This is a genomic window from Methanosarcina sp. (assembly GCF_035390745.1).
Classification (GTDB): Archaea; Halobacteriota; Methanosarcinia; order Methanosarcinales; family Methanosarcinaceae; genus Methanosarcina.
Window position 1 is genome coordinate 1 of the sequence record NZ_DAOOUJ010000071.1, and the last position, 13,186, is coordinate 13,186.

9 protein-coding genes and 1 pseudogene are annotated in these 13,186 nt (G+C 41.5%); 2 read left to right on the plus strand and 8 right to left on the minus strand.

Annotated elements, in window-relative coordinates; genetic code table 11:
- Positions 1-725 (minus strand): Dph6-related ATP pyrophosphatase (locus PLL47_RS12970; protein ID WP_324446743.1); only part of this gene is annotated, 725 nt, incomplete at its 3' end.
- A gap of 155 nt (positions 726-880) precedes the next feature.
- Here PLL47_RS12970 and pheT point away from each other — a divergent pair.
- A complete protein-coding gene (pheT, locus tag PLL47_RS12975; protein WP_324446745.1) occupies positions 881-2,518 on the plus strand; it encodes a phenylalanine--tRNA ligase subunit beta in 1,638 nt (545 codons plus the stop codon).
- Positions 2,519-2,620: 102 nt separating this feature from the next.
- Complete coding sequence (locus PLL47_RS12980; protein WP_324446747.1) at positions 2,621-2,908, plus strand: hypothetical protein; 288 nt, start codon at positions 2,621-2,623, stop codon at positions 2,906-2,908.
- Positions 2,909-3,096: 188 nt separating this feature from the next.
- Here the strand turns inward: PLL47_RS12980 and PLL47_RS12985 are convergent, their stop codons facing one another.
- The 7 genes and pseudogenes from PLL47_RS12985 to PLL47_RS13020 all read right to left on the minus strand — a co-directional run.
- Positions 3,097-6,537, minus strand: a complete 3,441-nt coding sequence (locus PLL47_RS12985; protein WP_324446748.1) for a response regulator — start codon at positions 6,535-6,537, stop codon at positions 3,097-3,099.
- Between the two features lie 3 nt (positions 6,538-6,540).
- Positions 6,541-6,914, minus strand: a pseudogene (locus tag PLL47_RS15015) (response regulator).
- 359 nt (positions 6,915-7,273) lie between these two features.
- Positions 7,274-7,939, minus strand: coding sequence for a class I SAM-dependent methyltransferase (locus tag PLL47_RS13000; RefSeq protein WP_324446754.1), 666 nt, complete (start codon positions 7,937-7,939; stop codon positions 7,274-7,276).
- 63 nt (positions 7,940-8,002) lie between these two features.
- The gene (locus PLL47_RS13005; protein ID WP_324446756.1) at positions 8,003-9,433 is read right to left on the minus strand and encodes a NosD domain-containing protein; all 1,431 of its coding nucleotides are present in this window, start codon (positions 9,431-9,433) and stop codon (positions 8,003-8,005) included.
- Between the two features lie 272 nt (positions 9,434-9,705).
- A complete protein-coding gene (locus PLL47_RS13010) occupies positions 9,706-9,939 on the minus strand; it encodes a DUF2795 domain-containing protein (protein WP_324446758.1) in 234 nt (77 codons plus the stop codon).
- A gap of 728 nt (positions 9,940-10,667) precedes the next feature.
- Positions 10,668-12,608, minus strand: a complete 1,941-nt coding sequence (locus PLL47_RS13015) for a right-handed parallel beta-helix repeat-containing protein (RefSeq protein WP_324446760.1) — start codon at positions 12,606-12,608, stop codon at positions 10,668-10,670.
- 315 nt (positions 12,609-12,923) lie between these two features.
- The coding region (locus PLL47_RS13020; RefSeq protein WP_324446762.1) for a PGF-CTERM sorting domain-containing protein at positions 12,924-13,186 on the minus strand (263 nt) is incomplete at its 5' end.

Below are 13,186 nucleotides of genomic sequence, written 5' to 3' on the forward strand. Positions count from 1 at the left end.
ATCTCCAGGAACCAGTAGCCTCCCCTCAGGACCATTTCACTCTCCATGATCCTTATTTTGTTTTTGAACAGCGGGCAGTCGGTAACAAAGGTATGGAACTCTCCGTTTTCACCGCAGGGGTCGATTGAAGGATTGTGCTTTTTCAGGGCGCACATGAAATTTTCATCGATCTTTCTGCCAGGCCACTCTTTTCCCAGCAAATCAGCTTTGACGCTGAGCAGGACCACCTCAAACCCCGAATCTATGAGGTCATTAATTATCTGTCCGGAACTCCTCTGCCAGAGCGGCATTATTAACTCCAGATCCAGTTCCCCGCATATCCTGTCAACAAGGTTTTTATGCGTCTCTATATGCCCGAAAACCGCTCCGTCAATTATCTCCCCTCTGTCCCTTAACTCACGGACCGCTTTTTTGAATTCCTGTTCATATGAAATAAAGTCCTTATGGATAAGTGGAATTCCAAGAGCCTCAGCCTGTGCATAAAGCAGGTCAGGATTGATGTCATGGGAGCCGCGCCTCTGGATTTCTCTGAAATTCAGGAGATGGGTGACCTCAAAACCTTCCGAAACTGCCCTGTAACATGCAAGGCAGCCGTCCTTTCCTCCGGTCCAGGAAACTACCACCCTGCCTTTAACGCTCCTGCCTTCATCTTTTTTGCAGGGATCATTTTTGACGTTATTGTTTTTGCTTTCATCGCACATGGTTGAAATGGACATGCTGCTCATGTGCTGAATACATGCACAATATGAAAAAAAAACTTTTGTTTTTTACCGGTTCTCTGCCCGGATATTCCTCAAACACTCCCTGAAACAAAAGCATTAAATCTAAAGTTGATTATTTTTGGCATTAAGTTAGCTAGTAACAATGAGATGAAATCCCCATGCCAGTAATCACCTTGCATTATGAAGACCTCGAAAAACTCACGGGAACAGATAAAGAAACCATCATAAAAAGGGTGCCCATGATAGGGGCCGATATCGAAAGGGTTGAAGACGAATATGTTGACATCGAGTTCTTCCCTGACAGGCCAGACCTTTACAGCGTTGAAGGGGCAGCCAGGGCAATGCGGGGTTTTTTAGACATTGAGACCGGGCTTCCGGAATATGAGATAAAGCCCTACAAAGTATCCATATCCATAAGCGAAGACATCCTGAAGATCAGGCCCTTCCTCGGCTGTGCAGTTGTAAGGGGCGTGAAGTTCACTTCCTCTTCTATCAAATCCCTCATGGACCTTCAGGAAGACCTGCACTGGGGTCTGGGCAGGAACAGGAAAAAAGTTTCCATCGGTGTCCATGACCTTAAAAATGTGAAGCCGCCCTTCAGGTACATGGCAGTTGACCCCAGCTTTGAGTTCGTGCCTCTTGACTACACTGAAAAGATGAGCATGACAGAAATCCTGGAAAAGCACCCCAAAGGCACAAGGTTTGCCCATCTCGTCAGCGGCTTTGAAAAATACCCGATCATCCTGGACGCAGATGACAATGTGCTGTCTTTCCCGCCAATCATCAACGGTACACTCACAGCTGTGACTGAACAGACAACCGATCTCTTCATTGACGTTACTGGGCTTGGAGAAGCTGTGTACACGGCTTTAAATATAGTTGTCACAGCCCTTGCCGAAAGGGGAGGAGAGATTGAGTTTGTAAGGGTAATCCGCCCCGGAGGCGAGGAACTTGTCCTGCCTGACCTCGAGCCCAAAGAAAGGCTGCTTACAACAAACGAGGTAAAATCTCTGATAGGCATGGAACTCCCGGTTGAAGAGATTGTAAAACAGCTTGAGAGGATGCGCTTTGGAGCATGTGCCCTTGATAAGGAAACTGTTGAGGTAAAGGTCCCGGCTTTCAGGGCAGATATCCTGCACAACTATGATCTTGTAGAGGACATCGCCAAGGGCTACGGTTACGAAAACATCAAGGTAAAAATCCCTGAGACCTATACTGCAGGCAAGTCCCACCCGATATCCCTTATGCGGGCTTCGGTAAATGAAATAATGGTCGGGCTCGGTTATTACGAGGTTATGCCCTTCACGCTTACCAGCGAAAAGATCAACTTTGAAAACATGTGCAGGGAAAAGACTGACGATGTTACCTATGTGCTTCACCCGATCAGCGAAGACCAGACGATGCTCAGGACAACCGTGCTTCCTAACCTGCTTGAAATCCTTTCCTTAAACCAGCACAGGGAACTTCCGCAGAAAATCTTCGAATTCGGAGAGGTTGTGAGCAATGAAACAACATGTCAGCACGTTGCTGCAGTCTCTATCCACCCGCAGGCAAACTTCACCGAAGTGTATGAGGTCGTGGATGCCTTTATGAGAGAGATGATGCTCTCTTACGAAGTAAAAGAGTCAGAAGATCCTGCATTCCTTGAAGGCAGGAGGGCAGATGTTTATGTCAACGGCAAAAAGCTGGGAGTTTTCGGAGAGTTCCACCCCGAGGTAATAAGCAGGTTTTCACTCGGGTATGCCGTTGTAGGGTTCGAACTTGACCTGAACGACCTTATAGGCAAAAATATTTAATTTTAGAAGGTTATTTTTTTAATGACCTTCTTAAACTCTTTTTTGTTTTTTATCTTATCTTTTCCCTTTCAGTTTTTTCTTTAACACAAACCGGATGAGAGCATGGCTGACCCACTCCTGAAATTTACTCGGATACTGAAAAACGGAACTACCTTTTACCTTTTTGAAGGCTTTGAAAACGTAAAATCCAGATGGGAACTGCCCTGCGAGTACCTTTCAGGTTCTCATTTTGCAGCCTGGAACGGAATTTTGCTTTACTCGAAAGGGAGTGCTGTAAAAACTTTGCCTCCGGGCAGCATGGTCTCAGAAAGCGAGTACGAAGAACTGATGAAACTTATTGATCTCGGAAAAAAAAGGCTGGGGGAAATACAGGCTAAAATGGATTTTTGATATATTTCGCCAAAAAAGTGCTGAGTTACAGGAAATAGAACCGCCAGAAATAATAAATTTCATGCTTAACCGACGACTCATAACCTGCGTTCTAAACCCTGCTTCTGACCCGATTCAGGCGTCTGATCCAGAGATTGCATCAAATTTACTGTTACAGATTGCAGTTACGGGATTCAGAGTCAGATGTCTCACATCTCTTTCGGATTCGCTTTTTGAAGCTGCTCAATGCATTTAAGCAGGTCTTCCCTGGTGAACATACCTTTATGCATTATACTGGACACGTTCTTATCCAGTTCTTTTAAGTCATATGGATCCAGGTCTTTTGCAGTACAGATAATTATGGGAATATCTATGGTATCAGGCCTGCTCTTAAGCGCTTTTATGACATCATAACCGCTGATCTCAGGCATCATGAGGTCCAGAATAATCACATCCGGCAAATCTTTGAATGCAATATCCATTGCCTCCTGTCCTCCATAGGCCTTCAACACATTGAACTCATTTTCATTCAGCATTGCAGCTACAAGTTCCACCGCAGTTTTTTCGTCATCTGCCACCAGTACACTGAGAGAAGATTTTGCTTCCTTTTCTTTGATCTTCTCCAGTGTAGAGAGCAGTTTATCCTTTTGAATAGGTTTAATGAAGTGTTCCACAGCTCCCCATACGACCCCCAGCTCTCTTTCATCCAGCATGGAAGTGATTATTACCGGAATGTCATGGGTTTGTTTTTCCATTTTCAAATGCTTCAGGACATCCCAGCCGCTCATTTCAGGCATCATAATGTCCAGAGTTATTGCAAAAGGTTTCAGTTTATTGGCAAGTTCAAGGGCTTCTTTTCCACTGGGAACAGATGCCACACGGTAACCTTCCTGAGTCAGGGTGATCACAAGCAATTCCCTTGAAGAATCATCGTCTTCCACCACAAGTATCAGCGGTTCATCACTGCTGCTATTCGCGGGTTCGATTATTTGCGGGATATGGATGGTTGGTGCAGGGACATTCTCAGTATCATTTATTCTCGCTTCAGCATCCTTTTTTATTGCTTTTGTATCCCCTGTTATCTTTTCTGCATCCCGTGTTATCTCTTCTGCAGTGCCCTTTTGGCTTAAATCGGTTACTAAAGGTATCTCAAAAGTAAAAGCTGTGCCTTTTCCAACTTCACTTTCAAACCATATCTTCCCCTTATGCAGCTCTACAAAACTTTTAACGAGGGAAAGCCCAAGCCCTGTCCCTTCATACATGCGGTTTGTAGCAGAATCAAGCTGTGTGAAAGGTTTGAACAGTTTTTGCTTATCCTCTTCAGCTATCCCAATTCCAGTATCCCTTACAGTGAACTGGGCCGTTTTGTCATCCATTTTTGAGGAGATGCTTATCTTTCCACCCGCAGGAGTGAACTTAATGGCGTTGCTTGCAAGATTGAAAAGAATCTGTTTGAACCTTATCTTGTCAGCATATATGTTTACAAGTTTTTCGTCTGTGAAGAACTCCGCTTTAAGTCCCTTTTTCTCAACAAGGGGAGAGATTAGCTGTTTTACTTCATTAAACGTTTCCGTAACAGCAAAGGTCTCACTATTCAATTCCATCTTGCCAGCTTCGATCTTGGAGATGTCAAGTATATTGTTAATGAGAGCGAGCAGATGTTTTCCACTCATGGATATGTTGCCCAGGAATTTCTTCTGTTTCTCAGATATTTCTCCGGCATTGCCTGCTATCATCAGGTCAGAGAAACCTATGACGGAATTCAGCGGCGTCCGCAGTTCATGGCTCATAGTTGCGAGGAACTCGCTCTTGGCACGATTTGCAGTTTCTGCTGTGATCTTGGCCTGGATAAGGCTGTCCTCTGCCTGCTTTATTCTGGTAAGGTCCACAAAGCTCTCTACCAGGTATTTTTTATCTGAAATTGTTATGGGCACCACGGACTTCAGAATGGGAACCCTGTTCCCATCTTTATTGATCAGCACACGTTCAGACCGGTCAACTTTTAGTCCTGAATCACGGATGGGGCATTTCCCTTCTTCTGCAGGGCAGATGAAATGATGGCAGGACTTACCAATGATTTTCTCCTGTGGAAGACCAATCATCTCCTCAGCAACCGGGTTTGCATCAACTATGGTGGACGTTTCAGCATCTATAAGAACAACGCCGCTGATGATGCTTGAAAGTACAGTCTCCAGCCTCTTTTTATTTTCCTCTTCAAGCTCTCGAAGTATCACGCTCGTAATATCAGTGGTACAATAAACAGTACCTATCATCTTTCCACTCTGGAGTAATGGCCCTGCTTCCCAGTCATAAACAGAATCTTTATTTTTAAGGTACAATGTTACCTGATCCCTGGTTTGCAATTTCTTAATCTTCGCAGTATCCCCGCTGCCGTCAACTGTCTGTGCAATTACATGCTCGAGAACTTTTACAGCACTGTTCTGCGAGACCAGATCTGCACTTATATTCCACATTTCAATGAATTTACTATTCATTATGACCCTGGAATTCATACAATCTATCATTATGCCCGCATTCATAGATTCAAGGCTGGATTCAATTATGTCGAGGTTCTTGAGTATCTCCTCATTTTCTTCCAGGGTTTTGAGCATGCGGTTTATATTCCCTGTAAGATCGGAAATTTCGTCTTTACCTTCCATGTTTATGCGGGAGGATAGTGATCCTTTTTTAGTGATCTCTGTAAGGTTAGTGCTCAGCAAAGATATGCGAGATAACACCGATTTTTCAAGTGAAAATGAAAGGACAAGTTCAAATACAAGTCCCATGATCAGAAATGCACCAAGAACGTATCGTATAGTAGACCGACCCTGCTGATAGATGTCCCTCGGCATCTCAACGTCCAGAGACAGTGCAGGTCTCCCATTGATATCGTTCAGAACAGTTGTCCCCACAACCACAGATTCACTTACATAATTCAAATCAAGGTTATTATCTTCTTCTGAAGTAGCTGCTGTAATAGTTGATGATTTTACACCTGCAGATGATGCTGCACTCTCCTTATCGAAGACTTCTGCATTCAGGGATAAGCTTGTTGTTTCTTCAAGATCCTTTATAAATTCGGCATTTATAGCCTTTGCGAATATGAGAGTGCCTGCTATATGTCCCTCTCCAGAACTCTTTATAATAGGATGGGAAGCAATCAGTAATGGCCCTTCCGGGGAATTAATAATTCCAGATACATGGCTGTCGGGTGCAGGGTGAGAGAAAAGACGTTCATTTGCAGCTATGAAATCAAGCATTCTGTCCGAGACGTTTGTAAATTCAGTAGCATTCTCTTCCAGTGCTGTAGCATAGTAGAGCCTGTTTGAGGAGTTATAAAAAAGTATTATGTCGGCGTCAAGATTGACCGCTACCTCAGGGGAAATGGACTCATAGATGTAATCTTCATATTGTCCCTGAACAAAAGAATAAGTGTCGTCCCATACGGCGTAATCACAGGTTGTCATACTCAACGTATTTAACCTGGTATCCAGTGCTGCTTTTGCCCTTTCCATATTCTTGGATACATCATCCTTTTCCAGTTGTTCAAAGCTTTTTCCAACTATCTGCTCTGTGGCCATTACCAGAAATAAAGATAAAAAAATAAAGGTTATTCCAAGAATTGCCAGTGTCTTGTTGCGTATCTTCATGGATTATGCCTTCCCACTGCCTAAAAAAGAATTTAGCACATCCATGAACTGGAATACATCTATGGGCTTGGAAATATAACCGACGCAGCCTGCATCAATGAAACGCTGTTTGTCTCCTACCAGCGCCTGTGCAGTTAAAGCCACAACCTTTATTTGCTGCAAAACTGGATCCTCCTTAATGTGCTTTAAGACCTCCAGACCTCCCATTCCGGAAGCTGGATATCCAGTAATACAAGGTCAAAGAGAGAGTTTTTGACCTTATCCAGGGCTTCCAAGCCGTCTACAGCCTGTGTGACTTCAATTCCGTTTGATTCCAGAAGACATGTCACCAATTCCATATTCATAGGATTATCTTCTACTACCAGTATGCTTGTCATGGAACCCCCCAAATTAAGGATTTTTTTAATCTGTGTGCCATCAACTTTAGAGCAAAAATTCGTTCCAAGTTTCAAGCATCAGTGCTAAAACCAATTCCCCGTTCCAATCTCACATCAGTAAATGTTTTTGAGAAATGCTGCCGAAGTAGAGCAATTTACCATGATTTCTTACATAACCAAAAATGCATGGATTTATTTATAATTCATATATAGAGATTATTTAGATATGTGCGACTGATATCAATATTTAGAAAACAATAGATATATTATTATTTAGATAAAACTCATTTAATATTGATATAATGTTATACAGCCCATATAACATGGAAATTACGTGGTTGTAGACTCAGCGCATCGTATTATGACAGTGAAGAGTATGGTTTTCTGGCTGAGATCACAGCAAAACTTCCAGTCCCTGAACCCTTTTGTGGAAGTTCTACATGCTCTACTTTTTCAGGCTGCATATAAAGTGTCTGGCAGACCTTAATTTCTTCAAATCCGAAACCTGCAAGCCAGCCTGAAACTTCTGCGGTAGAGAGGAATTCAGCACCTGATGAAAACCTGCCTTCTTTTTTCCCTGACTCATAAAAATCTCCATGCAGGCTGTCTCTGTCAAGTATTCCTGTGATAATTTGCCCTCCCGGCTTAAGAACAGTTGCAGCCTCACGAAGTGCCTGTACCGGGTCTTTAAAAAAAGAGAGTGAGGTTACGATCAGCACAAGATCAAGACTCTGTCTTTTGAAGGGCAGGGACTCGGCAACCCCGAGCACCATCTGAATGCCCCTTTTTTCTGCAATTTCTGCCATTGCCGCTGCAGGTTCAAGTCCGTACCCAGGCCCGAGAGAAGCTGCAAATCTGCCTGTTCCAGCCCCTATTTCAAGAGCTTTAAGATTTCCCGTATTCTCCGGGAGAAAGGTTTTAAGGGCAAGAAGTTCGGATTCATATACAGGTCTGTATTTATCATACCATGCATCGTACTCTTCTGCATATCTTTCAAAGGCTTCCCAGGGCTTTATCAGGGTCACTCCAGTGGACTTTATATGTTTCTTGTAAGAGGCTTCTTATGAAGTTTCTTTTTTCATTTTACTTTATTCTCTGGATTCTTTATACATAAATACGGCAAGCAGACAGAACACTCCGTAAATCATTTCAAAGCCAGGTATGCTGCTGATGCCGCCCTGTCCTGAACTCTGCGTATCAGCGCCATCCTTGCCGGACCCTGCCCCATACCGTATATCAGTAACACTGTTTTCTGCAACGTCTATTGTTGTAGTTTGGATATCCGTTCCGTTATCATTGCTTACAGTCAAATTAACGAAATAGACTCCTGGACCCGGATATGTATAAACAGGAAGCTCATCTGAGGAATCAATTATCCCGTCGTTTTCAAAGTCCCAGCTTCTTGACGTTTCGTTTTCCGAAAGGTCAGTAAACTGGACAGAATAAGGAGCATAACCCTCCGGGATATTGAAACTCATGTTTGCTCTTGGAAGTATCGGGTCAGGAGGGATGTAAGTTGCAAGAGGCAGAGGGTCAAAATAATCGCTGGTTTCAAACTCATAGTTTTCATCAGCAATTCCGTCTCCATTGGAATCAACTGCTGTTTCCGAAAAGCCTGTCCCGTTAGGCATTGCCCAGTAATTTCCTCCTGTATAGGGCCCGCCCATAATATTTTCACCCCTGGTCCTTGGCTTGCTATATGAATTATCTGTTCCGTTGTTAGCCTCTATATTCATAGTGTTATTGAAGTAATTGTTATAAATGAGATTTCTATCGCTTCTTGGACAGACAAAGAGCCCATAGATATCATTTGAAAAAATTGAGTTTTTCGAGAGCTTGTTGTCGTCAGAGTTTCCGATATGGATACCCCTCATACTGTTAGATGCCGTATTTTCGGAGAGATTGTTGCTGTTCGAGCCCGAGAACAATATGCCGTATTCCCTGTTATCCAGAACTGTATTTTTAAAGAATTTGTTTACTTTAGAGCTCAGGACAAAGATCCCATACCTGCATCTGGAAACTTTATTGCTTTCAACTGAATTGTGATCGGACTCCTCAATGAAAATTCCCCTATCGCCTTTGAGGATTACGTTATTAAAGATCCTGTTCTTTTCGGAAGAATAAAGGTATATTCCATATGAGTTGTCGAAAAGTTTGTTATTTTCAATAAGGCAGTTATTACTCCTGTGAAGACAGATGCCTGAACAATTAACAGTGGCTCCGGTAATTGTGAAACCTCTGACCGTTATATTGTCTGCCTCAATCGTGAGCACATCAGTCTCTGGATAGTATGACTTGATTATAGTATCCTCAGGGTTTCCAGATTCTGAGCTGATTGTCAGACCATTTTTTGTTGTTACTAGAATATTCTCAGTATACGTCCCAGGTTTTACTATAATCACATCTCCTGGAACGGCACTGTTTACAGCTTCCTGTATCGAATCTCCTTCCTGGACAGAAAGCTCTGCAGCATTTCCTATACCTGCAAATAACGAAAGAACAAAAAAAGTTGCAAGCAAAATGATTAGCTTATTAATAATAATTTCTCCTACAAAGACAGTTAAAATAGTTGATACTTACCAGTTAGCTAGAAATCTTACAACTAATATAAACATACTTATTTAATATTTGATTAATATAAATAAAAGGTCATTAGTCATCAGTTAAGTAAAATTTACTGATTGTGAATGTCAGTACTCATGGAAAATGAACTTTGCAGTCATTCCCGGAGTAAAAACCTGAAATTAGTTATAATCATTCCAAAAATAAATGAAAAAAGAAATTATGTTTTTTAACAGGGGATGCCCATGTAAATTTTATGAAGTTCTTCGGCAACATCCTCAATGCTGTTGTATTTCTTGTCTGGAAGCATGCCAACTTCCCGCAGTATGTCAGGAATTGCCCCACTCTTCCTTGCTTGCTCAATAATGTCATTCCTTCTTACAGGAAAATCTATACTATTTAATATTTCCTGAGTTTTCACAGGAAGTTCCGTAATAAATCGGCTTTTACTCTCAGTTTCCATAATATTCCCCTTTACTTTTGTTTAGTCTTCTTTAAATTCTCTGGCGGCATAGAGTTGCATCCCCTATTCAGGAGATTATTTCTTTCAGCAGAATGCCGCCTCTAGCGTAATTACCCTTAGCACTTAACAACATCTTCCTTCTTTACAGGAGAATCGATGCTTTTTGAAGCTTCCGAAGGAAAGCTAACGTTTAGTTAGCATTAACATTAATGTCGAATTACTATTTAAATGTTAACATGTGGTTAAAAAAATATGTTATAAATTACTACGTATTGATATTTTCGTAACAATATACAATAAATATTAGCTATATTCATTAATAAAATAACAAAAAAGTAACCTCAATAAAAGTATATATACTTAAAGAACTGGATCCAGATTAAAGGCCAATTCATCAGTCCCCGGTTAAGTAACCTGATATCATAACGGCACATTGATAAGGAAACTCAACCTCAGACGAACTTTAGATCAGACGTTAAGATCCACCAGAATATTAAACCTAATGAAAAAGAGAAAGAAAAGGAAAAAGAGCAGGGAAAGGAAAAAGGGAAAGAAAAGAATCAGGATGAAGGAGCCATACCTCCATCTGGCCTTTTCAAACAGGTTAAATCATTCTTCAGGGCTTTACCCAAACTTTATATTAACTCCGTTTTGTGATTGTCGTTTCATTTTTATAACTGGTCTCGTTTTCATAAATCATTCCGTTTTCGTAAGTAGTCGTTTTTATTTTATTGGTTGTTGTTCTTTGAGTCTGTATCCATATCTGTTTCGAATACTTCAGTATGATTATCCGTTGAATCCTCTGTAATCTGCGGTTTTTCGGAAACAGCTACAAGCGGGAGATAGTCCGTATAGCCGCTGTTTGAAATATTGAACACCCCATCGGCAATACCGTCCCCATCTTCATCACCTGCAGTCTGCGAGAAGCCTGTCCCATCAGGTTTTCCCCAGAAATTACCACCCAGATATGGTCCGCCTGTTATGCTCGTGCCTGCAGTTTTTGTTGTGTTCCATACGTTTCCGACGCTTCCCTGTTTAACATCTGCATTAACATCGTTATTCAGATAGTTATTGAAGAAGGTATTATTGTTGCTCGTTGAAGCCATATATATACCGGAAACGCCGTTTGAGACAATAGTATTACCCGAAAGCATATTGTCGCTGGAAGTGCTCAGGTGAATACCCCTGCTGCTAGTGGAAGCCTCATTTTCCGAAATATTGTTACCTGAAGAATAAGCCAGCAGAATTGCATACTCACCATTGTCCAGAACTTTATTGTTCAAAAGAGCATTCCCGTTCGACGTCATAAGGTAAATGCCTCTGGTATTGCCGGACGCTTCGTTGCTGCTGATCTTATTATTATTTGAACCTGTAAGATATATTCCAGAAGCGTTGTTAGAGCTTAATATATTGCTGGTAATTTCGTTATAGTTACTCGAGTTTTCCAGAACAACGCCGTGATTCTCGCTTCCATTTGCAGTGTTATTTGAGAAAACGTTCCAGCTTGAGCGCAGCAGGTAGGCTCCATACCTGTTATTCAAAACTGTGTTGTTCACAAGAATAATGTAGCTGGAGTCCTGCAGGTTAAGCCCTCTCCTTCCGTCCTGAATGCTGTTATTAAGGACTGTACTGTTGCCTGAGAAAGCCAGATCTATTCCAAGGGTGTTATTGGACAGTACATTATCGCTTACAATGCAGCTGGTAGAATTCAGCAGAGATATTCCAGAAGCACTGTTCTGTGAAACTATGTTCTCTGAAACAGTGCTGTTTCCTGCAGACATTATCAGAATACCGTTTTTATTGTTTGTAACCGTGTTTCTTGAGATCATATTTTCGCCTGACCTTTGCAGGAAAATGCCTCTGCTGTTGTTTAATGCTGTGTTTCCTGTAAGGCTGTTAGCGGCTGAACCTTTCAGATAGATTCCAGTGGCAAGGTTTGAATCTGCTGTGTTTCCTGTAAGACTATTGTTGCTGGAATTAACCAGGTAAATACCGTTATCCCCATTTGAGTTTGCATTATTTTTCTCAAGGCTGATATTGCTGCAATTATCAAGGACAATTCCATGATCAGTGCTCATATTCACAGTATTATTCAAAACGAGAGTTGACCCGGAAATAAAGAGATAGATTCCAAACCTCTGATTTGAAACATTGTTTCCGGAGATCGTATTGTAGTTTGATCTTGCAACATTAACTGCTCTCTTACCCTCTGTTGCGGTATTATTGAGAATAAGGTTATAGTCTGAGTTCTGAAGGTATATCCCGAGAGAGTCATTTAAAAACTCGTTATTTTCGATAGTACAGTTATATGAGCTTATAAGGTAAATCCCTGAACGGTTGTTTCCTGCACCATTAATGCTGAGTCCTGCAATTGTTACTTCATCTGCCTCAACATAAAATATATCCTCATCCGGATTATTTGCGGTAACTATCGTATCTTCAGGGTCCCCGGAAGCTGATCTGATAATCAGACCATCTGTTGTTACCCTGAGATTCTCAGTATAGTTTCCCGGGCTTATGATAATCTCATCGCCTGAAACCGAACTATTCAATGCATCCTGTATTGATTGCCCTGGCTGAACAATAATTTCTGCTGCAGTTCCAATTCCCGATCCGAATGTAAGAACCAGAAAGGCTAAAAAAAGAGCAACTACTCTGTTTATTTGCATCCCCCACATCTTATATTATTTATTATTAAGACTAATATTTCCCATGTTAAAATAAACATCGAATAATATAAATATATTAGAAAATAATATCAGAATAACAGCAGTAAAAGTAGACGAAGAAGGGAAAATCAATTCTAGCTTGCGAAATAATTTTCATATCTTCTTTTTTTCGAGGACCTGGGTTAGCTTTCATGCTAAAGAAGAACTTAAGAAAAATACACAAAAAAGTAGGACTGAGATAACAAAAAGCAGGGTGAAGGTTAAAACCTTCACCTATCTTTTCATCTGCTAAATCCGTATTTTCTTCTTTAGTTTTTACTTCCGCCTGTACAGGAACGCCGCAGACAGGCCGACTATTCCGCAAACCATTCCAAAGCCCGGCGTGCCTTTGCTTTCTTTTTCACCTGACTCATTTCCAGCTTCTGATCCCGTATCTCCCATGTTAACCTGAGAGTTATCAGGTTCATTGCCTGGCTCGATTTCGGTTACACCTTCTTCAGTAGGAGAAGAAGCCTTTGACTTCCCTGTTATTGCAAAGAATGAATAACCTGAGACGCTGGATTTGAAATACAGATATT

Bases quoted from the DNA above. Each gene is read 5' to 3' on its own strand.
- PLL47_RS13015 (WP_324446760.1), bottom strand. From the start codon at position 12,608: ATGCAAATAAACAGAGTAGTTGCTCTTTTTTTAGCCTTTCTGGTTCTT.
- PLL47_RS13010 (WP_324446758.1), bottom strand. From the start codon at position 9,939: ATGGAAACTGAGAGTAAAAGCCGATTTATTACGGAACTTCCTGTGAAA.
- PLL47_RS12985 (WP_324446748.1), bottom strand. From the start codon at position 6,537: ATGAAGATACGCAACAAGACACTGGCAATTCTTGGAATAACCTTTATT.
- pheT (WP_324446745.1), top strand. From the start codon at position 881: ATGCCAGTAATCACCTTGCATTATGAAGACCTCGAAAAACTCACGGGA.
- PLL47_RS12980 (WP_324446747.1), top strand. From the start codon at position 2,621: ATGGCTGACCCACTCCTGAAATTTACTCGGATACTGAAAAACGGAACT.